The sequence below is a fragment of the Hydrogenophaga sp. LT287 genome, from assembly GCF_055702805.1.
Map to the genome: position 1 here is coordinate 20,781 of NZ_JBVPZC010000017.1, position 23,312 is coordinate 44,092.

General features: G+C 63.0%; 23 protein-coding genes. 4 read left to right on the forward strand and 19 right to left on the reverse strand.

Annotated features, from left to right (window positions below; genetic code table 11):
- Nucleotides 1-29: 29 nt before the first annotated feature.
- Entirely contained in the window at nucleotides 30-1,250 is a 1,221-nt protein-coding gene (locus AC0GNR_RS13105; protein WP_472901395.1) for an MFS transporter, read from the forward strand.
- On the opposite strand, the gene AC0GNR_RS13110 is transcribed toward AC0GNR_RS13105, so the two are convergent.
- The 10 genes from AC0GNR_RS13110 to AC0GNR_RS13155 form a co-directional block, all read right to left on the reverse strand.
- Complete coding sequence (locus tag AC0GNR_RS13110; protein WP_472901396.1) at nucleotides 1,244-1,678, reverse strand: dihydroneopterin aldolase; 435 nt, start codon at nucleotides 1,676-1,678, stop codon at nucleotides 1,244-1,246. The two genes, AC0GNR_RS13105 and AC0GNR_RS13110, sit on opposite strands and share 7 nt — an antisense overlap.
- 1 nt (nucleotide 1,679) lies before the next feature.
- The gene (locus AC0GNR_RS13115; protein WP_472901397.1) at nucleotides 1,680-2,456 is read right to left on the reverse strand and encodes an SDR family oxidoreductase; all 777 of its coding nucleotides are present in this window, start codon (nucleotides 2,454-2,456) and stop codon (nucleotides 1,680-1,682) included.
- A 64-nt stretch (nucleotides 2,457-2,520) separates the two neighbouring features.
- On the reverse strand, nucleotides 2,521-3,099 hold the full coding sequence (locus AC0GNR_RS13120; RefSeq protein ID WP_472901398.1) for a glutathione S-transferase family protein: 579 nt from the start codon (nucleotides 3,097-3,099) through the stop codon (nucleotides 2,521-2,523).
- 65 nt (nucleotides 3,100-3,164) lie between these two features.
- Entirely contained in the window at nucleotides 3,165-4,361 is a 1,197-nt protein-coding gene (locus tag AC0GNR_RS13125; RefSeq protein WP_472901399.1) for an MFS transporter, read from the reverse strand.
- The gene (locus tag AC0GNR_RS13130; protein ID WP_472901400.1) at nucleotides 4,348-4,896 is read right to left on the reverse strand and encodes a glutathione peroxidase; all 549 of its coding nucleotides are present in this window, start codon (nucleotides 4,894-4,896) and stop codon (nucleotides 4,348-4,350) included. Before AC0GNR_RS13130 ends, AC0GNR_RS13125 begins: the two co-directional genes overlap by 14 nt.
- A complete protein-coding gene (locus tag AC0GNR_RS13135; protein WP_472901401.1) occupies nucleotides 4,893-5,426 on the reverse strand; it encodes a carboxymuconolactone decarboxylase family protein in 534 nt (177 codons plus the stop codon). The genes AC0GNR_RS13130 and AC0GNR_RS13135 overlap by 4 nt, the downstream gene beginning before the upstream one ends.
- Complete coding sequence (locus AC0GNR_RS13140; protein ID WP_472901402.1) at nucleotides 5,423-6,598, reverse strand: thiolase family protein; 1,176 nt, start codon at nucleotides 6,596-6,598, stop codon at nucleotides 5,423-5,425. Before AC0GNR_RS13140 ends, AC0GNR_RS13135 begins: the two co-directional genes overlap by 4 nt.
- Nucleotides 6,595-7,500, reverse strand: a complete 906-nt coding sequence (locus tag AC0GNR_RS13145; RefSeq protein WP_472901403.1) for a 3-hydroxyacyl-CoA dehydrogenase — start codon at nucleotides 7,498-7,500, stop codon at nucleotides 6,595-6,597. Before AC0GNR_RS13145 ends, AC0GNR_RS13140 begins: the two co-directional genes overlap by 4 nt.
- Nucleotides 7,501-7,519: 19 nt before the next feature.
- Nucleotides 7,520-8,365, reverse strand: a complete 846-nt coding sequence (locus tag AC0GNR_RS13150) for a fumarylacetoacetate hydrolase family protein (protein ID WP_472901404.1) — start codon at nucleotides 8,363-8,365, stop codon at nucleotides 7,520-7,522.
- Entirely contained in the window at nucleotides 8,362-9,438 is a 1,077-nt protein-coding gene (locus AC0GNR_RS13155) for an amidohydrolase family protein (protein ID WP_472901405.1), read from the reverse strand. Before AC0GNR_RS13155 ends, AC0GNR_RS13150 begins: the two co-directional genes overlap by 4 nt.
- A 224-nt stretch (nucleotides 9,439-9,662) precedes the next feature.
- Between AC0GNR_RS13155 and AC0GNR_RS13160 the strand changes: the two genes are divergently transcribed.
- On the forward strand, nucleotides 9,663-10,709 hold the full coding sequence (locus AC0GNR_RS13160; RefSeq protein ID WP_472901406.1) for a universal stress protein: 1,047 nt from the start codon (nucleotides 9,663-9,665) through the stop codon (nucleotides 10,707-10,709).
- A 28-nt stretch (nucleotides 10,710-10,737) separates the two neighbouring features.
- Here AC0GNR_RS13160 and AC0GNR_RS13165 read toward each other — a convergent pair whose 3' ends face one another.
- The gene (locus AC0GNR_RS13165) at nucleotides 10,738-11,532 is read right to left on the reverse strand and encodes a TetR/AcrR family transcriptional regulator (RefSeq protein ID WP_472901407.1); all 795 of its coding nucleotides are present in this window, start codon (nucleotides 11,530-11,532) and stop codon (nucleotides 10,738-10,740) included.
- Nucleotides 11,533-11,678: 146 nt separating this feature from the next.
- On the opposite strand from AC0GNR_RS13165, the gene AC0GNR_RS13170 reads away from it, so the two are divergent.
- The gene (locus tag AC0GNR_RS13170) at nucleotides 11,679-13,310 is read left to right on the forward strand and encodes an ATP-dependent acyl-CoA ligase (protein ID WP_472901408.1); all 1,632 of its coding nucleotides are present in this window, start codon (nucleotides 11,679-11,681) and stop codon (nucleotides 13,308-13,310) included.
- A gap of 20 nt (nucleotides 13,311-13,330) precedes the next feature.
- Here AC0GNR_RS13170 and AC0GNR_RS13175 read toward each other — a convergent pair whose 3' ends face one another.
- The gene (locus AC0GNR_RS13175; RefSeq protein WP_348683905.1) at nucleotides 13,331-14,131 is read right to left on the reverse strand and encodes an SDR family NAD(P)-dependent oxidoreductase; all 801 of its coding nucleotides are present in this window, start codon (nucleotides 14,129-14,131) and stop codon (nucleotides 13,331-13,333) included.
- A gap of 122 nt (nucleotides 14,132-14,253) precedes the next feature.
- On the opposite strand from AC0GNR_RS13175, the gene AC0GNR_RS13180 reads away from it, so the two are divergent.
- Complete coding sequence (locus AC0GNR_RS13180) at nucleotides 14,254-14,994, forward strand: DUF2889 domain-containing protein (protein ID WP_472901409.1); 741 nt, start codon at nucleotides 14,254-14,256, stop codon at nucleotides 14,992-14,994.
- A 15-nt stretch (nucleotides 14,995-15,009) separates the two neighbouring features.
- Here AC0GNR_RS13180 and AC0GNR_RS13185 read toward each other — a convergent pair whose 3' ends face one another.
- The 7 genes from AC0GNR_RS13185 to AC0GNR_RS13215 form a co-directional block, all read right to left on the reverse strand.
- Complete coding sequence (locus AC0GNR_RS13185) at nucleotides 15,010-15,546, reverse strand: 3-phenylpropionate/cinnamic acid dioxygenase subunit beta (RefSeq protein WP_348683909.1); 537 nt, start codon at nucleotides 15,544-15,546, stop codon at nucleotides 15,010-15,012.
- 52 nt (nucleotides 15,547-15,598) lie between these two features.
- The gene (locus AC0GNR_RS13190; protein ID WP_310565294.1) at nucleotides 15,599-16,999 is read right to left on the reverse strand and encodes an aromatic ring-hydroxylating dioxygenase subunit alpha; all 1,401 of its coding nucleotides are present in this window, start codon (nucleotides 16,997-16,999) and stop codon (nucleotides 15,599-15,601) included.
- A 175-nt stretch (nucleotides 17,000-17,174) separates the two neighbouring features.
- Nucleotides 17,175-18,101, reverse strand: a complete 927-nt coding sequence (locus AC0GNR_RS13195; protein ID WP_472901410.1) for a quinone oxidoreductase family protein — start codon at nucleotides 18,099-18,101, stop codon at nucleotides 17,175-17,177.
- Nucleotides 18,102-18,184: 83 nt separating this feature from the next.
- On the reverse strand, nucleotides 18,185-19,495 hold the full coding sequence (locus AC0GNR_RS13200) for an amidohydrolase family protein (RefSeq protein ID WP_348683915.1): 1,311 nt from the start codon (nucleotides 19,493-19,495) through the stop codon (nucleotides 18,185-18,187).
- Between the two features lie 129 nt (nucleotides 19,496-19,624).
- On the reverse strand, nucleotides 19,625-20,905 hold the full coding sequence (locus tag AC0GNR_RS13205; RefSeq protein WP_472901411.1) for a cytochrome P450: 1,281 nt from the start codon (nucleotides 20,903-20,905) through the stop codon (nucleotides 19,625-19,627).
- Nucleotides 20,906-20,941: 36 nt separating this feature from the next.
- The gene (locus AC0GNR_RS13210; protein WP_348683918.1) at nucleotides 20,942-21,511 is read right to left on the reverse strand and encodes an aromatic-ring-hydroxylating dioxygenase subunit beta; all 570 of its coding nucleotides are present in this window, start codon (nucleotides 21,509-21,511) and stop codon (nucleotides 20,942-20,944) included.
- Between the two features lie 37 nt (nucleotides 21,512-21,548).
- Entirely contained in the window at nucleotides 21,549-22,949 is a 1,401-nt protein-coding gene (locus AC0GNR_RS13215; protein WP_310565290.1) for an aromatic ring-hydroxylating dioxygenase subunit alpha, read from the reverse strand.
- Nucleotides 22,950-23,312: the final 363 nt, after the last annotated feature.

Here is a 23,312-nt window from a genome sequence, read left to right on the forward strand (position 1 = left end):
CGGCGCCAGCCAATGGGCAGGCCGACCTGATGCCACACACGCCCTCCAACTCGCTGCTCGAACCCTTCCGGGGTTCGGGCTTTCGTTATTTGTGGCTGGCCTGGCTGTCCGGCAACATGACCATGTGGATGCACGAGGTGACGGCCGCCTGGCGCATGACCCAGCTCACCGAAAGCCCCGTCTGGGTGGCCTGGGTGCAGGCGGCCGGCACACTGCCCCTGTTTGTGCTGGGTCTGGCCAGCGGCGCCCTGGCCGATCTGCTCAACCGCAGACGTTTTCTGGCCGTGGCACAAGCCTGGATCGCTGTGGTGGCGGCGGTTCTGGCGGTCCTCGCCGGCAGCAATGCCCTGACGCCAGGAACGCTGTTGCTGCTGTGCCTGCTCAATGGCATCGGCTTGGCGTTCCGGTTCCCGGTGTTTTCGGCCCTGGTGCCCGACCTGGTCGAGCGGCGCCTGCTCTCGTCGGCCCTGACCCTGAACGCGCTGGCCATCAACCTGACACGTGTGCTGGGTCCGATCGTCGCGGGCATCGTGCTGGCCTGGCAAGGGTCGGCGATGGTGTTTGCGCTCAATGCCGTGCTGTCCATCCTGGCCGGCGTGCTGATCTGGCGTGCCCCTATTCCCCCGCACACGCCCCCCACCGAGCGCACCCGGTTGCTGCAGGCCATGCGCGATGGCGTGGGCCACGCACGGGCCTCGCCCATCCTCCGGGCGGTGTTGTTCCGCGCTTTCGTGTTTTTCGCCCAGGCCGTGGCCTTGGTGGCCTTGCTGCCTCTGGTCGCCAAAGGTCTTGGTGCCAACGAAGCCACCTACACCGCCCTGCTCGCGGCCATGGGCGCGGGCGCCGTGCTCGCAGCCATGGCCCTGCCCCGTCTGCCAGCCATGGCGGCGCGCAACCGCATCATCGATGCCGGCGTCTGGCTGCACGCGCTGGCCACGCTGGGCGCTGTCTGGGCGCCCAACGCGTGGACGCTGGCACCCGCGCTGGCGCTCTCGGGTGCGGTCTGGCTGTGTGTGGCCAACACGCTCACCATGTCGGCTCAGCTGGTGCTGCCCACCAAGCTGCGCGCCCGCGGCATGGCGATCTACCAGATGAGCATCATGGGCGGCAGCGCCGGAGGAGCTGTTCTGTGGGGCGTGGTGGCCGAGCACACCTCGGTGAGTTCATCCCTGGTGGTCTCCGCGGTGTTCAGCGTGCTGCTGCTGCTGTGGACCCGTGGCACCAGCCTGGAAGATCGCACCCCTCACTGAGTCTGCTGTGCCTGAACGCCCAGGGGGTGCTGCCTGGCGTCTTTGAATCCAAACACCTCCACCCCGACCGCTTCGCAGTCGGGGTAGACATCGGGCTTTTCGGTCGAGACCCGCGCGGCCAGCACCTGGGGATGGGCCAGCAACGCGCGCAGCAGATCATCGGCCAGCGTTTCCTGCAGCTGGATGTGCCCTCGATCCACCCGTTCACGAACGATCTCACGCACAAAGTCGTAGTCCACCACCTCATCCAGCGCATCGCCCACCGGCGTGCTGCAAGCAAGTGGCACGTACAGATCCACATTGATCCGAACGCGTTGCCGGCGCCCCTGTTCAAAGGCATGCGCCCCAATGCCGATATCCACCTCATGGTTACGCAGGAACAGACGCCTGCATTGCGCCAGTTCGGAAATCAGGAGCGCGTGGGGCATGTCAGTGGGCTTCCATTTCGCGTGCCAGAAACATCACGTCGCGCGCCTGGCGAGACAGGTGCTGGCCACCGTCCACCAGGATCGTGGAGCCGGTCGTGGCGGGTGAGGTCAGCAGGAAACGCACCGCGCCGGCAATGTCCTCCGGGGGTGAACTGCGCTCCAGGGGATTGAGTCGCTGGCCCACAGCAAACTCCTGTTCGCTCATCGGTCCGGACAGCAGGGTGAGACCCGGGGCCACGCCACTCACACGCAGCTGCGGCGCCATGGCCATGGCCAGCATCTTGGTGGCCGCCTCCAGCGCCGCCTTGGACAGGGTGTAGGAGAAGTAGTCAGGGTTGGGATTCCACAACTTCTGATCGAGCAAATTCACCACGCACCCCGTGCGCCCGGTGTCTTTCAGGTGCTGGTACAGACCTTGGGCCAGCAAAATGGCGGGCGCGGTGTTGGCCTTCCAGTGCCGCTCCATGGCAGCCAGTCCGAAGGTCTCGGCGTTGTCGTACTCAAAGGTGGATGCGTTGTTCACCACCGCATCGATGCGGCCGAAACGCTTCACCACCTCGGGCACCAGCGCACAGCAACTGGCCTCGTCACTCAAATCGGCAAAGAGGGCTTCCGCCTGCCCTGGGTGGCGGCGCAGTTCCCGCAAGGTGTCTTGCGCTTCGGCCGACGAATGGCGGTAGCTGAACGCGACGCTCCATCCGGCGGTAGCCAGGTCGAGCGCGATGGCCCGCCCGATGCGGCGTGCGCCGCCGGTGACAAGTACGACAGAACGGGACATCAATGTGCGCTCCAGATAACGAATGGGGATCGGGCGAGGAAACGGTTGACTACCGTGCGGCGACTCAGCGGTCCAGGGCCAAAGCACGGCGCCGCGCGGGGCGGTCGGCACGTGCGAGGTAGGCGTCGATGACCGGACAGTCCCCCAGCAGCGGCCGCGCCATCTCGAACAGGCTCATGAAGAGGATGTCGGCAGCGGTGAAGCGTGGGCCGAGCAGGTAGGGGCCGCGTTGCAGCGTGTGCCTGATGTGCCGCATCATCGATTCGTTGAGGCCGCCCATCGCCGGGTCCTGCGCCAGCAGACCCTGCCCCTTCATGTAGACCAGCGGTTCGGTCAAGCCCACCTGATAGAACAGCCAGGTGAGGTAGGCGCCGCGCAGCGCATGGCCCACCGGCACACCGACTTCCGCATCGGGATACAGATCGGTCAGGTACAGAGCAATGGCCGCCGTTTCCGACACCAGATGACCCTCGTGTTCCAGTGCCGGCGTGAATCCGTGCGGATGCGGGTTGCGAGGATCGGCCTCGCTGCCGTCGGCGCGCGGGTACTTCACCACCACAATCTCCCGGTCGGCGCCCAGCTCCTCCAGCAGCCACAGGATGCGCGTTGAATTGGAACCGGGTGAGTGATACAGCTTCAGCATCGTGTTTCCTTGCGGTGGTTTGACCGGAATGATTGGCGTGGGTGCACAGTGGTGTGCTGCACCCGTCAGGCGTGCCTGGCCCGGGAAGGCAAGCCGAATGCGGCCCAGGCGCCCGCAGACAGCGCCGCCCCTGTCATCCAGAACACCGGCGCGACACCCAGCACGGCGCCCACGGCACCAAAACTCAAGGGCATCACCAGGGTGGAGAAGTGGATGACGGTGGACCGAAGCCCCAGCGCCTCACCCTGGCGCTCGGGCGGGGTGAAGCTGTGCAGGCTGGACATGACCGCGGGCTGGATGGCACCCAGCCCCAGGCCCATGGTGCCAGCACAGACGGCCATGGCCCACGCACTGTCCAGCCAGGGGTAGAGCAGAAACACCGACGCCGTCAGGGCCAGCGCGCCGGTCATCACCCACCGGGGTTGCAAACGCTCCGCCATGAATGGAATCGCCAGTCGCACGGAGGCCGACGTGACGGCGTAACTGGCCAGCACCATGGCAATGGCGGATGCGCTCAATCCCCGCTCATGGCCCAGGATCGGCAAGGCAAATGCGTGTGCGTCCCAGCAAGCGGCAATCAGCCAGTTGATGAAGAACAGCCGCCGAAGATCGCTGTTCCCCAGCAGGTCCCAGGCCTTCTGTGGCGCGGCCACCGGTTTGGCCGGCGCCCGGGGTGCTTCAGCAGGCACCCGGGTGGTGGCGAGCAGCGTCCCCAAGGGAAACAGCGCCAAACCGACAAACGCGGCGCGGTAGCTCACTTGGTCGATCAGCGCGCCCGCCAGCAAGGGACCGAGAAACGTGGCGATGGACGGAGCGAGCGCCACCCAGCTGAAAATTTTCAGGCGTTCGGCCTCGCCACGGGCCAGCCGGCCGGCGGTGCGCTGGAGCGCAATCATGCCCATCGCCGAGCCTGCGCCCACCAGGGCGGCGGCGGCTCCCAGTGCCCACACATGGGAACTCAACGCTGCGAGCACCGCCCCCACCAGGGCCAGCAAGGCGCCGATGCGCGTCGCCAGGTGGTACCCCCGCCGGTCCACCAGACGACCGGCGGGAATGGCCAGCAAAAAGGGGAACACGGCAAACAGGGCCATCAGCAGCCCGATCACGGCCGCGCCACGCGCCTCGTTCACCCCCAGCAAGGGGATGGTCATGCGCATGCCGTTGAGGCAGCCATGCAAACCGACCTGGGCAGCGACCAGCGTCAGCAGCGTCCACCCGAACCGGGAACGCTCGCTGCGGGCCGCCGGGTCAACCGAGAGCATCCTCGATCGCCGAGATCAGCCGTGCGTCATCGGGTGCCACATCGGGGGCAAAACGGGCCACCACCACACCGTCGCGGTCGATCAGGAACTTCTCGAAGTTCCACATCACATCGCGCTCCCCTTGGGGAAGCAGCTGGTGCTTGGCCAAGGTGTCGCGCAGCAACGGGTCGCCGGACGCCACGGCTTGTGGCTGCGCGGCAATGAGAGCGGCATACAGCGGGTGCCTTGGTTCGCTGTTGATCCGCAATTTAGAGAACAACGGAAAGTTCACGTGGTACTCGGTGTCGCAGAAATCTCGGATCTCGCTCTCGCTTCCCGGCTCCTGCCCCGCAAAGTCGTTGCAGGGAAATCCCGTCACCTGCAGTCCACGGAGGTGAAACCGGTCGTGCAGGGCCTGCAGGCCGGCGTACTGCGGGGTCAGCCCACATTGGGACGCGACGTTGACGACCAGGATCGCCTGCCCCTTGAAGGGGGCAAGGCTGGTGTCGGAGCCGTTCAAGGCTTGAACAGGAATGCCGAAAATCGATGAGCTCACGGTGGCATTTCCTCGTAGGCTTGTTGAACCAGAGTCATGCGGCCGCCCGCCAGCATCAACGCGCAGAACATCTGCAGCTCCACGGTTTCAGCGGTCGAAAAGTGCGCCGCCAGCGCGGCAAAATGGGATTCATCAACGGCGTGTGCGTCGGCCGCGAACAGCTCGGCATAGGTCAGTGCCGCGCGCTCGGCAGGCGTGAAGTGCTCGCTGCCGGTCTGCAGGCAGTTGAGGGCTTCAATGTCTTGCGCGTCCACGCGGTCGCTCTTGCGCGCCAGCTGGCAGGCCTGGCACTGCGTGATGCTGGCGATGCGCAGGCGCACCAGCTCCCGCAGGCGCGAGTCCAGCACCCCATGGTTGTGGAACTGGTCCAGCAGCGCCAGCCAGGCCAGCGCCGCCTGCGGCCGGTGGGCCCACACCTGCACCGGCACGGTGGAACTGAGCATGCGGGTGTCCACGCCCCGCTGCACGGCCTCACCCAGTGGCGCCGGAAAATCGGCCAGCGGAACCAGCGGCAAACGCGCCACGGTCACAGACGCTCGATCAGCGTGGCGGTGGCCATGCCACCAGCGCAACAGATGGCCTGCAGCGCATAGCGGCCACCGCGGCGCTCCAGCTCGTGCAGCATCGAGGTCATGATGCGCGCACCACTGGCCCCCAGGGGGTGGCCCAGCGCGATGGCGCCGCCATTGACATTCAACCGCTCGGCGGACACACCCAGCTCCTTCATCCACACCATCGGCACCGGCGCGAACGCTTCGTTGATTTCAAAGAGGTCGATGTCGTCCATCGTGAGGCCCGCCTGTGCCAGCACTTTGCGGGTGGCCGCGATCGGCCCCGTCAGCATCAGCGTGGGGTCGGAGCCCACCGTGGTCATGGCGCGAATGCGGGCGCGGGGTTTGAGACCCAGCGACTCGGCCTTGGCCGAGGACATCAGCAGCAACGCGGCCGCACCATCGGAAATCTGTGACGAGTTCCCGGCGGTCAGGCGCCCGTCTGGGCGAAAACTGGTCTTGAGGGTCGCCAGCTTTTCAGCCGCCGTACCTGGACGGATCGTTTCATCCGCAGAGAACAGCTGCGCCTCGCCCTCGGCGCTCTTCTCACGCACTTGCGCCACAGGCACCGACACGATTTCTTTCTGGAAATGGCCAGCCAGCGCGGCGGCGGCCGCACGGCGGTGGCTTTCCACCGCGAACGCATCGAGTTCCTCCCGCACCAGTCCCCACTGATCGCACAGACGTTCAGCGGCTTCGCCTTGTCCCGTCATTTCGTAACGGTCGGCGGCCATCCAGCCAAAAGCCTCGCCGTGGATGCTGCGGTTGCTGCCCATGGGCACCCGGCTCATGTTCTCGGCACCGCCGGCCACGACCACGTCGGCCGATCCGAAGGCAATCAGGCCTGCGGCCACGTGCACGGCCTCCTCACCCGAACCGCATTTGCGATCAATCGTCAGGCCGGGAATCGAGCAAGGCCAGCCGGCACCCAGCAGTGCGGTGCGTGCAATGTTGGCCGACTGTTCGCCCACCTGGGTGACGCAGCCGAAAATGACGTCGTCCACCACTTCCGGTTCAAGCCCGGCACGGGTGATGAGTTCGTCCAGCACCACGGCCCCCAGGTGATCGGCGCGAACGCCCGCCAGACTGCCCTTGAATTTTCCGACGGGCGTGCGAACCGCACCGACGATCACGACATCAGCGCGGCTCACAGAACGCTCGCTTTCAGGCCGGAGCCGGGAATCCGCTGGCCCTTGTCGTCGTACTGGTAGACGCCCGCGCCGGTCTTTCGGCCGTGGCGACCGGAGGCCACCATCTTGATGATCAGGGGGCACGGGCGGAACTTGTCACCCAGTGTGGAATGCAGGTAGCGCAGCACCGACAGCCGGGTGTCCCATCCGGTCAGATCGCCCAGCTCCAGCGGTCCCATCGGATGGTTGAAACCCATGCGCAGCGCGGTGTCGATGTCTTCGGCGGTGGCCACGCCCTCTTGCAGCATCCACATCGCTTCGTTGCCCAGCATGGCCGACATGCGGCTGGTGGTCAGGCCGGGGGACTCGTTGACGATGATCGACGTCTTGCCCAAGGCATCGCTGTACTCACGGGACTTGGCCACCGTTTCGTCGCTGGTAGCGATGCCGCGCACCAGTTCGACCAGTTTCATTTTGTGCACCGGGTTGAAGAAGTGCATGCCCACCACGCGCTCGGGGTTGGGCACGGCCGTGGCGATCTCGGTCACGCTCAGCGCAGAGGTGTTGCTGGCGATGATGGCGTCGGGCAGCATGTGGGCGGCGGCCGTGGCCACCACCTGCTTCTTCACCACGATGTTTTCGGTCACGGTCTCGACCAGCAACGCCGCCCCTGCGGATGCCGTGGCCAGATCACCTTGCGTGGTGAGACGCGCCTTGGCGGCCTCGGCCACCGCAGCATCGAGTTTGCCGAGGCGAACGCCGTCGTCCAGGATCTTGGCGACGGCGGCGAGCGCCTTGGCGGCCGCGGCCTCGTTGCTGTCCACCAGCACGGTGGTGAACCCCGAACTGGCGAAGGCGTGTGCGATGCCAGTGCCCATGAGGCCGCCACCGACGACGACCACTTTGTTTTGCGTGATGCTCATTTGCTGTCTTTCTGAATGTTTATTGCTTCGCCGTGACGGTGTTGCGCAGGACACCAATGCCCGGAATTTCGGCCTCGACCACGTCACCCACCTGGAGAAACTTGCCGGAACCCTGCGCCGTGCCGGCGGGCGAACCGGTGAACATGACATCGCCGCTTTCGAAGCTCGAACGTTCGTCCACAAACTTCACCAGCTCCGCCACATCCCAGGTCATCTCGGCGGTGTCGCCGTCCTGCCGAAGCTCGCCATTCACGCGCAGCAAAAGACGGAGCGACAACTTGCCTGCAGAGGGAAATTCATCGCGGGTCACGATCCAGGGTCCGAGTCCCGTGGTCTGGTCGCCGCTTTTGGCTGCAAACAGGTCCATCCCCACACCGGGCGGGCCACTGCGCTGCAGATCACGCGAACTCACGTCGTTGCCCACGGTATACCCCAACACACTGGCGATCGGGTCCTGGCGATTGACCACATCACCGATCACCACCACCAGCTCCACTTCGTGGTCCAGCTCCTGGGTCAAGGGGGGATAACGCAGCGCGTCGTTGGCACCGATGATTGCGCCGTAGGCCTTTAGGAAGGCGATGGGCTGGCTGTGGCTTTTGATGCCGAAGTCCGCCGCGAGGTGCTTGGCGTAGTTGGCGCCCGCCACCACCACCCGGTTGGTCTTTTCGATCGGGGGCAGAAGTCTCACCGAACCCATGAGCAGCACCGCCCCGGTGAACCGCAGCGCGGACACCCCCTCACCACGCGTGACCGCCGGCCCCCAATCGGGCACGCCGCCCTCGATCGGGCGAAGCTCCCCTCGTTCGGTATCCACCAGCGCCCAGAACGGTGCGCCGCCATCGGAGCAGCGTGCGAGTTTCATGCGACGACTTTGGTGGCAGGTTTGCCCAGCTTGGCCGGATCGAGATGCAGCAGTTCACACGCGTTTTTCCAGCGGATTTTCTGCAGGTCGTCATCCGACAGACGAAGGCCATCGGTCAGGTCGTGGCGAACGGCGTCACTGCCACCAAAGTTGCTGCCATACAGCACGCGGTCGGCGCCGATGATGTCGACCAGGGCCTGGCGCATCGGCACTTCGTGCAGCTCCACGTCAAACCAGAAGTTCTTCAGGTATTCCTCGACGGGCTTCTTGTTGAATTTCACATCCAGATTGCGGTTGGTCTGGGCCAGACGACCGAGCTGGTAGGGGATGTATCCGCCACCGTGCGTGATGTAGACCTTCAGATCGGGGAAGCGATCCAGCACGCCACCGTTGATCAGGTACCAGAAGAAACGCGTTTCGTCGTAGTTCATCCCCACGATGGCCGTGGTCTCGTACTTGTCGTGGTCGGCCTGCATGCCCCAGGTAACCGACTGGTTGTAGCCGTGAATGAAGATCGGCAGATCCAGGTCGCACATCGTTTTCCAGACCACATCGAGTTGCGGCGAATCGGCTTCCAGACCGCCGAAGTTCGCGCCACCAGCCACCAGGCCTTTGGCACCCAGCTCGGTGCAGGCACGGCGAATTTCCTTCGCCGCATCGTGCGGTGCATTCAGCGGCGCATGGGCCCAGAACATCAGGCGGTCTGGCGCTGCCGAGCAGTAGTCGGCCAGGATGTCATTGACTTTGGTGGCAAAACGGACCGAGAACTCGGGGTCGGCCCAGTACATGTAGCAGTGCGAAGGGACCGACAGCACTTGCGCGTTCTGGCCCGCGGCGTCCATGCCGTTCAGGCGGTTTTTCGGATCAGCCCAACGCGCCATGTATTCCTCGACGCTCGGACCATTGCCGGCGCGCACAGCCGCCTTGCGCTCGGGCGAGCCGAGGCGCAGCACCCAGTGGCCGACGCGAAGTTTGACATCGCCGTCCGGATGCCTTTCGAAGAACGGCCCCCAGAACGGGTGCTGGTTGTAGTAACCGGGTAGCGGTGCGTGGGCGTGGAGATCGATCAGCATGGTGGTTCTTTCAGGTTCAGGCGTAGCCAAAGGGGCAGACGCGGATGTCGTTTCGTGTGTCACCGAAGCAGTCGCGGTACATGCCAGACATTCGACATGGATTTGCGCTGCATCAATGCGATATTAATCAGAAAATGCGATTCTGTTCAAGTTATCGAAAACACTGAGATCACGATCTGACCCGATGCAGGTACTCTGCACACTGTCTTGCATGGAGATTTTTTATGTACAAACACCTGCTGGTTGCCTTGGACGACACCCCACTCGGGGTGACCACCGTGAACCGTTCGGTTGAATTCGCGCGCGTCCTGGGAGCTCGAATCACCTTTTTTTACGCCGCACCCGACCTGACCGCCACCGGCGAAGGTGCCATGCTGTTTTCCCTCGACCGGCAGGCATTCAGCGACGAGAGCGATATGCCCCGGCATGCGGTGCTGCTCAAAGCGAGCAACGCGGCCAGAATCGGTGGCGTGGTGTGCTCGACAGACGCCAGCGTCAGCGACCACCCGGCCCAGGCCATTCTTGACGCAGCACACCGGCATGCCTGCGACCTTCTTTTCGTCAGTTCGCACGGCCGTTTGCCGGGTTTGCGGGGTTGGCTGCACGGCAGTGTGACCCACCGCCTGCTGCAGATCGCCGACCTGCCGGTGCATGTGGCCAGCATAGAGTCGAATGACGATGAGGCCGACGCCAACCGTGCACTCGCCATCGTGCTGGGAGAACATCGCTCCATCGCTGCGGTACTGAGTGGACTTCAGCAACTGGACCAAGCCGGGCGCATCAACGGCAAGGCGCCCGATCTGGGGTTGATGCACCTGATGGTCGACTACCTCCGCCAGTGTCCGGCGAAATTGCACCACCCCAAGGAAGAGACATTCATTTTTCGTTTGCTCCGGCAACACACGGACGAGCACAACGCCGTGCTGGACGAACTGGAGCGACAGCACACCCTGGAAAACGCGTTGGTTGACAGCTTGTCCGACGCCCTGTCCCGGCAGGAGCGCGGACAGCCAGACGCCCAGGCAGCCATCAGCGCAGCGGTTCAGCGCCTCAGTGGCGCCATCTGGGAACACATGTCTCTTGAAGAGTCCGTGATTTTCCCGGCAGCCCGTCGCCATCTCTCCAGCGCCGAATGGTCAACGGTCTACCAGGCTTTCACGGCCCATGAGGACCCGCTGCGTACCCAGCCGTCCGAGGTGCCGGTCAAGCAGTTGTTCGCACGCATTGCGACCGCTTTGAGGCAGGACACGTCAGATCCCTCACCGGAGTGAGGGCCACGCAAGGTGGATGCCGTTCGGTTCAGCGCCGGGCTCGCGGGGAAGCGCCCATCGTCAAGGACTCCACCATCCGTCCGATGCGCCGGGGCACCGTCTTTCGATCCGTGTCTCCCGGGACCAGTTGCTCGCTGAGCACGTAGCGTATCAACATTTCACACACGAGCTCCCGGTCGAGCTTGACGCCAAGACGTGCTTCCCAAGCGTCAAACACCACGGCCAACACATCCTGGAATCTGACGACAGAATCGTGGAAGATGCGCCGAAAAAACCCCAGGGCGTACTCGGGCGCCACAACGAGCAGCCGGCGCGCCCGGCCGTGCTCCAGGTAGTGATCCAGATAGCGAACCAGTGCTGCAAAGCGTTCGTCGGGGTCTTCGTAGGCCTCGACGGCTTCGGCCAGTGCCACATGAAACCGTTCCCGTTTGTGTCGTGAGAAAGCATCCAGCAGCTCATCTTGCGACGCAAAGTAGCGGTAGAACGTTCCCCGAGAAACATCAGCCGCCCGGCAGACATCCAAAATAGAAATGCGCTCCGCGCCGGATTCCAACACGATGTTTTCGGTGGCCGCCAGGATGTTCGCAATGGTCTGCTCGGATCGCCGATTGCTGCGCACGCGCCGGACACCTTCCGGCACCACGGTCGCCGGCTTTTTTTCTGGCACCGCGACAGCGGCCAAGGGCTTTTTTGCCACCGATGCAGCAACGACTTTTTTCGCCACTCTGGGACGGGGCTTGCCCTCGGGTTGGGCGTCAGGTTCGGCTTCTACGTCCAAAGCCAGAGCGACTGAGGTTTGTTTCTTCGCACTCTTGAGACTCATTTCCATACTTTCTGAAGGTCGGTGAAGTTGCTGCAACGGGGCAAAGTCAAGGGTTTACCAGCACATCCGTTGTGAAATCTGCATTTAGAATTCTTGTCTATATACAGAATAATCTGTGGCTTTCGTCACGGTTTGGAGCTTTTCACATGGCAGGCATTGGCAACCCAGACACATGGTCTCTCGGTCAACAGGATACGGTCATTGCAGCGCTTGAACGCGCGGTAGCGAAACACCCTGACCGGGTTCTGCTCGACTTTTCGGGTGAATTTCATACTTACGGTGAGGTGGATCGCCAATCGACCCGCTTGGCCCATTCGTTTGCAGCACTCGGTGTGCAAGCTGGGCAAACCGTGGTGACGATGCTCGACAACAACGTCGACGCGGTGCTCTGCTGGTTCGCCATCAACAAGCTTTGCGCTGTCAGCGTCCCCATCAACACGGCCCTCAAGGGCGAATTTCTGCGCCACCAGATCGCCGATGCAGGAGCAGCATTGGTGGTCTGCGAAGCGAACTACGTCGAACGCATCGCGGCGGTCTCGGATGGGCTGCCGGACGTGAAGCAGGTGCTGACCCGGGGTGAGCCCGGCAACGGACAGTGTGGCACCCTGCCACTGGCACCTTTCAGCGAGCACCAGGGTCATGACGACAGCGCGATCGAGCGCAAACCCAACCCCTGGGAACTCGCTTGCCTCATCTACACCTCGGGCACCACCGGGCCATCCAAGGGCTGCATGATCAGCTACAACTACATGTGCAACCTGGCGCGCCTGCAACTGCGTGCCGGTCCGGCCAACGAACACGACGTCACGATCACGCCGCTGCCGCTGTTCCACATGAACGCCATGTGTGTAGGTGTGCTGGCGTCGATTTTGGTCGGTGCCCGTGTCGCCTTTGTGCCGCGCTTTTCGGTGTCGAATTTCTGGCCCGAGGTGGAACGCAGCGGGGCGACCATTGCCTCCATCTTGGGCAGCATGGGCGCCATGCTGGCCAACGCGCCCGACACCGACGCGGGACAGCGCTGCAAGGGGCAGATCCACACGGTGCGCGGCAATCCGTTCACCGAAGAAGTCAAAGCCATCTGGCGCGAGCGCTTTGGCGCCAAGCAGGTGGGCGGCAACGGCTACGGGCTCACGGAGGCGGCGGTGATCACCTCGCTCGCCGGTGGCGAATACGCAGCGCCCGGCTCGTCCGGCACCCGCATTCCCGACTTCGACGTGCGCATCGTGGACGACCTCGACCGCGAGGTACCGGCCGGGACTTCCGGCGAGATCGTGGTGCGACCGCTGCGCCCGGACATCATGTTCATGGGCTACTGGCGCCGGCCAGAAGACACGCTGAAGATCATGCGCAATCTCTGGTTGCACACCGGGGACATTGGCAAGTTCGACGAGCAAGGTTTTTTTTACTTCGTGGACCGCAAGAAGGACTACTTGCGCCGGCGCGGCGAGAACATTTCCAGCTTCGAGATGGAGGCGGCGTTTGCGCGTCATCCGGCCCTCGCTGAAGTCGCTGTGCACGCCGTGCCGTCTGACAAGGGAGAGGACGACGTCAAGGTGACGGCCATGCTGCGCCCCGACATGACGCTGAGTCCCGAGGACCTGTTCCGGTGGGCCATTGACGCGGTGCCTTATTACGCGTTGCCGCGCTACATCGAATTTCGCGACAGCCTCCCGAAGAATCCACAGGGGCGGGTTCTCAAGTACGAACTGCGTGACCAGGGCTGTACGCCGACCACCTGGGATCAGGAGACCAGCAGCATCCAGGTCAAGAAGCGCTAAACCCAGCGCTTCATGGTCCATCAGTATTCACGCACCGGCACATGGGCCGGGCGTGAGTTGTAGCCGGGCAGGTGCAGGCCACCGTCCACATGCATGGTGATCCCGGTCACGAACCGCGCCATTTCCGAGCCCAGAAAAACGACCACAGGCCCGATGTCCAGTTCCGGGTCACCGGACCGACCCAGCGGCCGAGCGGCGGCTGAGCGTTCGGCAAAACCGGGGATTTCAGCGGCCAGCTTGTGGAAGGTGGCGCCCATGGCGGTCGGCGCGATGGCGTTGCAGGTGATGTTGAAGCGCCCCCACTCGGCGGCTGCGCTGCGGGTCAACCCGACCACACCCGATTTGCCCGTGTTGTAGTCCGCGTGTTGCCAGGCGCCAATGTCCACATCAATCGAGGTGAAGTTGATGATGCGCCCACCACCGCGCTGGCGCATGTGCGGCATGGCCGCACGCATCGCCCACCAGCTGGCCCAGACGGTCGAGGTCAGGGTGCGCTCCAGCATCGCGTCCGTCTTGTCCTCCAGCAACACGTTCTCCGAAGGCACAAAGGCGTTGTTGACCAGGATGTCGAGCCCCCCGAAATGGTCCACCGCAGCCTGGACCGAAGCCTCCACACTTTCCTTGCGCAACACGTCGGTCGGAACGAACAGGGCGCGGGCACCCATCTGCTTGAGCTCGAGTTCGGCTTCAGCCCCCGTCACCGGGTCAAGCTCGGCAATCAGCACCGCCGCACCTTCTCGTGCGCAGCATCGAGCAACGCCCCGACCGATGCCGCCCCCGGCCCCTGTGATCAAGGCCACTTTGTCTTTCAGCAGATCCATCGAGTCTCCAGATATATATTGAACACAATCTTATTTATCGTACACTTTAAGACAACTCGTGTCAGCCGGGAAGACGTGAACACCGTGGATTTCCTGCTCGGTAGAAACCCTAGAAAGTCCGCATGCCCCTGTTCCGACGACGCATTCTGATCGCCACCGACCCCATGGAGATCGGCATCCGGTACCGGGCTGCGCTTGAGGACGACTTCCACCATTTCCGGGTTGAACTGGTGGTCCGGGATGGCCTCATCGCCTCCCTGCACGCGCAAGCGCCCCGCCACCCCTACAGCCTGTGCCCCTCTGCGGCAGACCAGCTCCAGCAGCTGGTGGGTACGGTCCCAGCCACCAGAGCACACGCGGTGATGCGCCAGGTCGATGCCAGCCAGCAATGCACCCACATGCTGGAACTCAGTGGCCTGACGGCCGCGGCCGCGGCACGCGCTCTGCAGCAACGGCGCTATGACATCGAGATACCTTTGCGGGTCGACGGGCGCACCCATGCCACCCTGGACCGGGACGGCACCCGGCTGCTGGCCTGGGATGTCCAGGATCTTGAGATCGAAGGACCGCCGCCCTACAGCGGCATCGGTTTGCGCCAGGGCATGGCGCGCTGGGCTCTGAGCCACCTGAGCGAAGACATGGCCGAGGCGGCCCTGGTGTTGCGGCGATGTGCGGTGATATCCATGGGCAAGAACCGCCCACTTGATGCCCAACGGCACGCCCAATTGAGCGGCGCCTGCTATGCGCAACAGCCTGAACGGGCCCCTCTGGCTCTGCGCCAGGTGGGTTCGACCTGGAACTTCACCTGGCAGCCCGACCAGTTGTGCCGGGACGACCAGGACTGGATCGCCTTCAAGGTCTGAAGGCGATCAACAGGCTCAGAGGAAGATGGCCAGGTTCGGAGTTCCCAGCACAGCCTGATCCAGCAGGATCTCACGGCGCGCCAGCTTGAAGCTCTCGCCATCGACCCGCAGCACATCCCGGCGCTCGGCGCTGATCAGGTCAAACTCGTCGAAGTTGAAACGGCTGCGCGTCACCAGCAGGTAGCTGCGCACGCTGTATTCCTGGGGCTTGTCGGTCTCTTCAACCAGGACATTGGTCACCAGCCGCCGCGTGCGCGATGGGGGGTCTTCCGCCCAGGCGCTCTTGGTACCGGTGAGGCGGACAATGCGTCCCATCACGGAACGCCAGTCATCGTGGTAATGCTGCATGGTGCGCACCACCGACGCAGCCTGCTGATTCACCGGCCGGGTCTCCCGCAGCGGTGCGGTGTAGATCAGATCCTGGGCCAGCGTGTCACCCCATTCCTTGAGGCGAATCTCGTCCAGCAGCCGCGCTTCGACGTACAGGAATTGAAGGATCTGGTTGTAAACAGGCGATCCAATCGGCACCAGGGCGCCTTGGGCTTCACTCATGGGAATCTCCGGAAATGGGGGGTACGAATTGCGAGGAAGTCTCGAAGGGGGCTCAGACCGTGCCGCCCATGAGCTGGCGCCAATACATCCACCAATGCCACTGCGTGTCGTCCTTGGTGAAGCCCTCATTGACGATGCCAGGGCCGGGCCAGCCTTCGGGGGCGCCGGTTTCGTAGACCGCCTGGTACTTCAGCGTCGCCTTCTTGCCCTGTGCGCCCTTGGCGGCCAGGGTCATGTGAGGCCAGGTGTCGGAGTCGTCCTGCTCGACCATGCCCGATGTGCCAAACAGCTGGATGGTCTGCCTGAGCATCTTGTCGCGAAGTTCCTGCGGCGCATCCTTCTCCGCGAAGATCCAGTTCACGAACTCCAGCTTGTCGGGCCCCTTCGGCACGTAGGCGTGCATGGTCATCGAGCCGACCACGGTGCCATCGGCCTGAGGGATGTAGACAAAGCCAAACAGCACGTTCGGGAAAATGCCGCCCACCTGGGGTGGCATGCTGGTCTGCACCTTCAGCTGTTCAGGGGTGAGGTTGCGTTTGAGTTGCTCAACCATGTCCTTGGTCATGCCGGCCGGTGGCAAGGCGTTGAGCTTTTCGTCCACGCTGAGCACATCGGGGTCCAGCCCCGTCATGCGGCGGATCTTTCGCCCCAGATCGATGCAGCGCAGCGCATGGCCATGGGGAGAGCTCACTTCCACGCCGTACATCTCGGGGCTCAGATCACCGCCGCCGCCCTCACCCTCACCCTTCTTGGAGTAATTGCCGACCTCGCCGAGCCAGCGGTGCAGGGTCAGCGTGTGGTACCCGTCGGCGGCCGATTGCTCGCCGGCAGCCTTCCAGTTGGCGCGAACCGTGAAGCGTTGCGGCGGACCCAGCACTTCCATGCCTTTGTCCGTGCGCTTGAAAAGAATGTCGTAGTACCACTTGGCATCGCCGAGAAAGTCATCAAACGAAGGCCCGTCGATGTTCCAGGTCGCAAAGATCAGCCCACCATACAGAGTGACCCGGGCTTTCTTCAGCCCCAGTTGCTCCTTGCTCATCATCTTGCCGTGCATCGTCTCCTTCTCAACCGGCGCACCGAGAAAGGCACCGTTCGGGCGGAATGCCCAACCGTGGTAGATGCAAGTGTGAATCTGGGTGTTGCCCGCATCCAGGGTTGAAACCCGCATGCCGCGGTGCGAACACAGGTTGAGCAGCACATGGACCTCGCCCGACTTGTCGCGCGTGACCAGCACCGAGTCGGAACCCATGTCGCGGGTGATGAAATCGCCGGAGTTCGGAATCTCCGATTCGTGACCGAGGAATACCCAGATCTTGCCGAAGATCTGTTCCATCTCCATCTCGTAGAGCTCGGGATCCGAGAGCGCGCGCATCTGCACCTCCCGGGTGGCGACATTGACCAGGTCAGAGACCTTGGTTCCATCGGAAAGTGTGAGGTGTGTCGGGCTCAGCATGCGCGTCTCCTTCATCTGTTAAGCAGCGGTGAAGACTTAATATAAACAATTCATCCAACTGTGTACATATAAAGCCCCTCGTATTTGCAAAATGCGGCAAAAAATAAGGGTTAACACCGATCTTCTACCCCACTCATTGCCCTGCTGCTGGATCAGCCCATCCACAGCATGCGCATCAGCCCCGAAAGGAGGCCGTGATCTTGGCATGAGGCCCCGCCACCTGCGCCGCCCAGGCATCAGGCATCTGATCGAAGCGGTAACCCACATGATCGAAAGTGATCTGGTGTTCACGTGCCAGCTGCAAGAGCCTGCGCCAGGTGGCCTCACGATCACTCGGTGAACGCTGACCAGTGCCCACACAGCTGAGCGTTCGGAACAGCAGATCGGCGATGTTGAGCTGGATGTCGCGCCCGGCGCCGGTGCCGATGGTGAGGATGCGTGCCCCCCAGCGTGTGGCCTTCAGGGCAGCGAGCAGGGGCGGTCCACAGACGCCATCGAGCACCACGTCGAAGCCCTCCCCCGCCACGGCCTTGAGGGCTGCGGCATCGTCGTCGCTGCCCAGAGCCACCACCGCATCGGCCAGGCCGCGGGCGCGCAGGCGTTCCAGCGCGGCCGCATCGCGGGCCGCTCCCACCACACGACCCGCCCCCAGAATGCGCGCGAGCTGAAGCGCGATCTGCCCCAGCGTTCCGGTCGCGCCGAGGATCAACACGTTCTCGCCGGGCTTGATAGCGGCCTGCTCCAGCGGCAGCAGCGCGCCCGTGCCCGCGATGCCCATGGTGATGGCGAGCACATCGTCCACATCGTCGGGCACGTCCCACACCTCTTCGGTCGGCACCAGGGTTTGCTCGGCCCAGGCGCCAAAGGGCGCCACCGAGCGCTCACCAAAATAGACCCGGCGCCCATCCGACGCACGGCCGACCCCCTCGCCACGAATGACGCAAGGGAATTGCACCCCCAGACGGTAGGCGCCCAGAACGTCCCAGCCTCCCAGTCCGGCGGTGTCGACCTTGATCAAGGTCGCGCCCTCGCGTGCTTGCGGAGCAGGAAAGTCCTGCAGGACCGGTCCCAGGCCGCGCTCGGTGATGACAGCGGCGCGCATCATGCGACCTCCTGAGGGTCAAGGTGCCAGGCATCGACCTGACCCGGCCCATCGTTGGTTTGTTTCATCGGGTGCTCCTGGGGTTACAGCGCGGTTTCGGCATCCGCATCGGCAAACATCCTATTGATGTCGCCCGAAGTCACCGGCTTGCCGGCCACACGCACCGGCTTGGCGCCCCCCATGCCCAGCATGGGTTCCACACTCACGTGCTGGGCCTGCGCCCGCAGCGCGCCCACCGTGCAGTTCTCGCGTCCCAGAATCGAGAACGGGTCGTAGGAGAACTCCCGCATGGCATTGAGGTGGCCGATCTTGTCGATCTGCACATCGGTCAGGTGCTGGGTCTGGGCATGGAAGATCTCCGGCGAACCCGGCCAGGTGCAGTCGGAGTGCGGGTAGTCGCATTCCCAGGTCACCTTGTCTTCACCGATGTCGGCCAGATTGCGAAGGCCAAATTCGTCTTCTATGAAGCAGGTGATGATGTGCTTTCTGAAAACATCGCTGGGCTTTCCGCCGCCGAAGTCGGTGTTGGTCCACTCGTGGTGGTGCCGGTAAGTGAAGTCGGCGCGCTCAAGCAGATAGGGAATCCACCCGATGCTGCCCTCGGACAAGGCCATGCGCAGGTTGGGGTATTTCTTCCACATGGGTGCCCAGATCCAGTCGGCGGCCGAGTTGGCGATCGAGATCGGCATCGAGGTGATCCAGGCATCGATCGGCGTGAGGTCCGAGGCATGCTCGGCCTTGACGCCGGTACCGATGTGGCAGCAGATCACGACATCGTTGTCCGCGCAGGCCTGCCATACCGGGTCCCAGTGGTCAGCGTGGATCGACGGGAATCCGTGCAGTGCCGGGTTGTCCGAGAGCGAAATCGCGTGAACGCCGAGTTTCGCCATGCGCCGGATTTCCTGAGCCGCCAATGCACCGTCCCACCAGGGAATCAGACTCAGTGGAATGAACCGACCCGGTGCGGCATTGCACCAATCGTGCAGGTGCCAGTCGTTGTACGCCTGGATGGCTGCAAACGAGACCTCCCGCGCGTCCTTGTACTGCTGAAAGCGTTGACCCGCGAAACCGGGAAAGGTCGGAAAGCAGATCGACCCGAGAACGCCGTTGGCGTTCATGTCCTCGACACGGGCTTTGATATCCCAGGTGCCGCGGCGCATGTGTTCATAGCCCAGAGGTTCCATGCCGTATTCGTCCTTCGGCCGACCCACCACCGAGTTCAGGCCCATGTAGCCCGTGGCACGGCCTTCAAAGACCCAGACATCACGGCCCTTGCTTTGCACCACCTTGGGCTCGCGGCCCTTGAATTTGGCTGGCATGTGGCGGTCAAAAGCACCGCGCGGTTCGATCGCGTGGTCGTCCACGCTGACAAGAATGAGGTCGTCGAGTTTCATGAGGGTCTCCAGATCAAAGGAATGTGCAGAGGTGTGGGGGCCTGATCACCGGCGGGTCGATCAGGGTGTCGATGGCGTGTTCGTCAAAGTCGACGACCGTTGGAACGCCACGTTTCATGGTCAGGGTCTTCAGTCCCAAATCACGGGAACCGAGGAAGCGCCGCGCAACATGCTGCCGGCGATCACGGGCGCGGGGCGATCCGGGTCGAGTCGAACGTTGGGGAACAGGTCGAGCACCGCATTGATGGCGATGGACAGTTCCATCTTTGCCAGGTACTGGCCGATGCACATGTGCGGGCCGAAGCCGAAGGTGAAGGACGGCTTCTGGCGGCGATCGATGTCAAAGGTGTCGCTGTTGTCGAACACCTCTTCGTCGCGATTGGCCGAAGCGACCACGCACTGCACCATCGCATCCTTGGGAATCTGCACACCACGGATCTCGACATCGCGAACAGCCTGGCGCACCTTGACCGTGGACACCGGCTCGAAGCGCACGCTCTCGTCGATCAGTTTGGCCACCAGGCTGCGATCGTTGCGAACCCGCTCGACCAAAGCAGGGCGCTGCAACAGCAGCGTCATGATCGAGCTGAAGGTGCGAGTGGTGGTTTCACCGCCGGCGGCCACCATCGAGCGAGCGAAGGTCGTGATTTCGTGGTCATCGAGCTTGCGGCCCTCGAACTCGGCACGCAACAGGCGGCAAACCAGGTCGTCACCGGGCGCACCTTCGGCGCGGCGGCGTTTGACCAGCGCCATCACGGCCTCGTACAAGGTGTTGGTGGCCTTCATGGCGCGTTCGCGGGATGCCGCCTCTTCGGTCGGGTCGAGCTTGGGACCGGCCAGCACGGTCAGTCCCATCGCCGCGTACTCGTAAAAGTTGCCCAGCTCTTCGTCCGGAAAACCGATCAGTCCGTAGATGACCCGGATCGGAAAGTACAGGGCAAAGTCCATCAGGTCGGCGCGCTTTTCCGGCACCAGCGGCAGGATGAATTCGTCGCGAATCTGGTGTTCGATGGCGGTGCGCCATGGCAGCACCGCGTCGGGTGCGAACACCGGCTGCAAAAGCCCGCGGGCCTTGCGGTGCGCTTCACCGTCCATGGCCGTGATGACGAGCCCATCGGCACTGAAAAAGCTGCCGAAGCCCTTGGCCATGAAGCGGCTGTTGAAGGTGGCGGAATCCTGCAGCACGGTCTTGACATCGTTGTACTTGAACAGGGTGAAGGTCGGGTGGCCGTGATTGGCGCCCGCATGGGTGGGCACGCCGATGCTGCTCATGAAGTCGCCGGTCGCGACCGGCGTTTTCGCGCGCCTGTCGCGGCACGCCGCATACAGGTCGATGTCGGTTCCCCGGTAGTTGGCCGACAGTGCTGCGAACGCTTGTTCGAGCTTTTCGGAGCGGTAGGTGGTGGTCATTTTTTGATCCTGATCAGCAGAGGGTGGGAGGACAGATCAAAGGAAGATGCCCAGGTTGGGCGTTCCGAGCACGGATTGGTCGATCAGGACCTCGCGCCGCGCCAACTGCAGGGTGTCTCCGTCCTTGCGCAACACGTCGTGCCGGTCACAGGGGATGAGGTCAAAGTAGTCGAAGTCGAACCGGTTCCGGGTGAGCAGCATGTAGCTCTGCACCTTGAATTCATTCGGCCTTTCGGTCCTGTAGACACGCACGTTGCTGACCAAGCGGCGCGTACGCGATGGCGGGTCTTCGCACCAAGCACTGCGGGTCTCCGTGATGCGGCGCACGCGCAGCATCAACGACGCGTGGTTGTCGTGCATGTGCTGGACCGTGCGGATGATGGTGCCGTCCTGCATGCGCACGGGCCGTGTCAAGCGCTGGGGAACGTTGTATTCAATGTCCTGCGCCAGAAGTTGGCTCCATTCGGCAAAGCGAAGCTCATCGAGCATTTCGGCTTCATCAATGAGGAACTCAACGCATTCGTTGTACAACGGGCTACCGACGGGCAGGCGGTTGCTGCGCACGGTAGGTGGCAAGGGTGTGGGTTCGAGCAAATGGGCAAGCATGGTGATCTCCTGGTGATGTGGGGCTGGCATGGGCAACTCAAGACGCCTGAGTCATCAGTTCGTGCCAGTACTGCCAGAAGCTCCAGTTGGTGTCGTCCTTGGTAAAGCCGCTGCCCACATGGCCGGGACCGGGCCAACCATCGGGCTTGCCGGTCTCATATTTCGCCTGGTACTTCAGCGTGATGTTCCTGCTCATGGCGCCCTTGGACACGATGGTCTGGTGCGGCCAGGTGTCGGAGTCGTCCTGCTCGACCATGCCGGAGGTGCCCAGCAACTGGCAGGAAATGCGCAGCATGGCGGCCTTCTGTTCGGGCGGTGTGTCTTTTTCCGCCAGGATCCAGTTCATGAACATGAACTTGTCCGGCCCCAAGGGCACATAGGTGTGCAGTGCCATCGCGCCGGTCACTTTGCCGTCGGCCGTGGGCAGGTAGATGAACTCGAACAGGCCGTTGGGGAAAAAGTTGCCCACCTGCGGCGGGTTGGAGCTCATCACCCGGACCTGCTCGGGCGAGAGGCGGCTCACCACGTCGGGAATCATCTCCGGTGTCAAACCCGGGGGTGGCAGCACCGCCAGCTTCTGCTCGGGTGTCAGCTCGGACGGGTCCTGGCCGGTGATGCGACGCACCTTGCGATCCAGATCGATGCAGCGCATGGTGTGGCCGTGGTCGGTCCAGACTTCAACACCGTACATCTCCGGGGTCAGGTCAGCACCGCCGCCCTCGGCACCGGGCTTCTTCGCGTAAGGGCCAATCTCCCCCAGCCAGCGGTGCAAGGTCAGCGTGTGATAACCGTCGCAAGCCCCCTGCTCAGCCGCAGTCTTCCAGTTGGCCTTGATGATGAAGCGTTGCGGCGGGCCCAGCACTTCCATGCCCTTGGTGGTGCGGCACCACATGGTGTCGTAGTAAAACTTGGCATCGCCCAGGAATTCGTCAAACGACGGACCTTCGATGTTCCAGGTGGCGAAGATCATGCCGCCATAGATCGCCACACGGGCTTTGGTCAATGAGAGCTCTGCCTTGCTCATCATCTTCCCGTGCATGCACTCTTTATCGACGGGTGCACCAATGAAGTCACCGTTGGGCTTGAAGGCCCAGCCGTGGTAAATGCACATGTGGGCCTGCGTATTGCCCATGTCCAGGGTGGACACCTTCATGCCCCGGTGGGTACAGGCGTTGAGCACCACATGCACCGAGCCTTCGCGGTCGCGCGTGACAAGGACCGAATCCGATCCCATGTCCCGCTGAACAAAATCACCCGAGTTGGGTATTTCCGTCTCGTGGGCCAGAAATACCCACGTCTTGGCGAAGATTTTTTCCATCTCGAGCTGGTACAGCTCGGTATCGGACAAAACCCGCATCTTCACTTCACGGGTGTCCAGGTTGATGAGGTCCGAGATCTTGGTTCCATCGGCCAACACCGGATTGCTACGCGTCAACATATCAGTCTCCTTGGAGCCAGCACCATTGCAGGCATGGAAACTAATTTAAGACAGTTTTATTGTTTGTGTATAACTTACAAGGGTTTACCCGAAATCGAAACATGTGCGCTCTTGATCTACCTCAAACATTTAGGGTCTTTTTCAGCTGTTTGAGCAGTTGATCGGATTCTGTTCTAGTCGACCGCAAGGCGATGCCTCCGGGGTACACGCAGAGGCTCATGCATTGACTTGCCCACCCCATAGACAAGGCAGGCTCAGCAGCATGGACAGGCCTGCAACGGCACCTCGGGGCAGGCTCTGACAACCAACTTGATGAAGGGCCAGTGCCCCCCCTATAACGGGGTGATCCACACCGGCAGCCAG